Annotated in this window: 1 protein-coding gene; it reads left to right on the forward strand. The window is 63.9% G+C overall.

What is annotated here, in order from left to right:
- Positions 1-552: 552 nt before the first annotated feature.
- Positions 553-1,806: group II intron reverse transcriptase/maturase (gene ltrA, locus GUY59_RS46935; RefSeq protein WP_138208832.1), on the forward strand; the 1,254-nt coding region annotated here is incomplete at its 3' end.

The raw sequence follows: 1,806 nt of genomic DNA on the forward strand, positions 1-1,806 counted from the left end.
CGAATGATCTGGAGCGATGCTGCTCGGATGATGAAGGTCTTGGCCCTTCGGAGCCGCCCTGCGGAGGGAGGCTTCAAACCGCCTCATGCTGCGTTGGCTGAAGACCGTCGTGGTGAGCAATGAGGAAAAAGGCGTCGGAAAGGCGTCAGGTGGGGACCGGGAAGGCGAACGCGAGTGAACCACTGAAGACGTGTCGAAAGCAGAACAGATGACATCGAAACCGGGGAGTGAATACGCCTCCGGGATAGAGCCTGGCGGGAGTCCGCTTATTGGCCAGGCGGTGTCCGGCATGGAGGTGGCGCGAGCCCGGTCTGCGGCGTCCGAGCGGAACAGGAGAAAGCACGTCCGGATACCAGCCCGTCATGGCGGGCGAGCAGGGGAGAGTCGAGCCTCGGGACATCCCGAGGACGGCGTCAGAGTACCCGTTGCCGGGCGTGCTGGCGGACTGGCCCGTAGTAGCGATGAGGGGCCTGTAATGGGGCCGGAGCGAAGGGGCCGGGTTGTTCGTGACCCGTTTGTTCGATCAACCGGAGTGTTTCCGGGAGGAGTCGCGTGAACGAGTTGAAAGCACCGGGCAAGCCGTTCGAGATTTCGAAACGGGATGTCCAGGTGGCGTGGGAGAAGGTCAAGGCGAACAAGGGCGCGGCTGGGGTGGACGGGGTGTCCATCGAGGAATTCGCGAAAGATCTGAAGGCCAACCTCTATAAGATCTGGAACCGGATGTCCTCGGGGACCTATTTCCCGCCTCCAGTCCAGGCCGTGGAAATCCCGAAGGCACATGGCGGTGGCACGAGGACCTTGGGCGTGCCGACCGTGGCCGACCGGATCGCGCAGACGGTCGTGGCCGGGGTCCTGGAGGCGAAGGTCGAACCGATCTTCCACCCGGACTCCTATGGTTATCGGCCGCGCCGCTCGGCGCTGGATGCGGTCGGGACCTGCCGGCAGCGGTGCTGGAAGTTCGACTGGGTTGTCGAGTTCGACATCCAGAAGTTCTTCGATTCCGTGCCGTGGGACCTGATCGTGAAAGCGGTCCAGGCGCACTGCGACCTGCCGTGGGTGGTGCTGTATGTGCAGCGGTGGCTTGCCGCCCCGCTGGCGCTGCTCGACGGAACCTTGCAGGATCGAGACCGCGGGACCCCGCAAGGGTCAGCGATCTCGCCCGTCCTGGCGAACCTGTTCCTGCACTATGCGTTCGACGTCTGGATGTCCCGCGAATTTCGGGGTGTCGCGTTCGAGCGCTATGCCGACGACGCCGTCGTGCACTGCTCCAGCCTGGAGCAGGCCGAACGAGTGCTCGCGGCGATCAAGGGACGGATGGCCGAGGTCGGGCTTCAGCTACACCCCGGCAAAACCCGGATTGTGTACTGCAAGGACGACCGGCGACGGGGCTCGCACGAGCACACGTCGTTCACGTTCCTGGGGTTCACGTTTCGGCCGCGTGGAGTGCGGACGAAGACCGGATTGATGCGCTGTGGCTTCAATCCGGCGATCAGCAAGGAAGCCTTGAAACAGATCAGCGCGACGGTGCGGGCCTGGCGGCTCCACCATCGCACGGGTTCCTCCGAACACGACCTCGCACGGCTGATCAACCCAGTCGTGCGAGGCTGGATGCGGTACTACGGAGCGTTCTACCGCTCCGCGCTGTATCCCCTCCTGGCCCGCATCAACGCCTACCTGATGCGGTGGTCGCGCAACAAGTACAAACGACTCCGAGGCCGCAGGAAAGCCCAAGCCCAGTGGGACACGGTCGTGAAGACGCGACCGAAGTTCTTCGCCCACTGGATCTGGGTGAACACGGTCCCGATC

Source organism: Nonomuraea sp. K271, from assembly GCF_009908215.1.
Taxonomy (GTDB): domain Bacteria; phylum Actinomycetota; class Actinomycetes; order Streptosporangiales; family Streptosporangiaceae; genus Nonomuraea; species Nonomuraea longispora.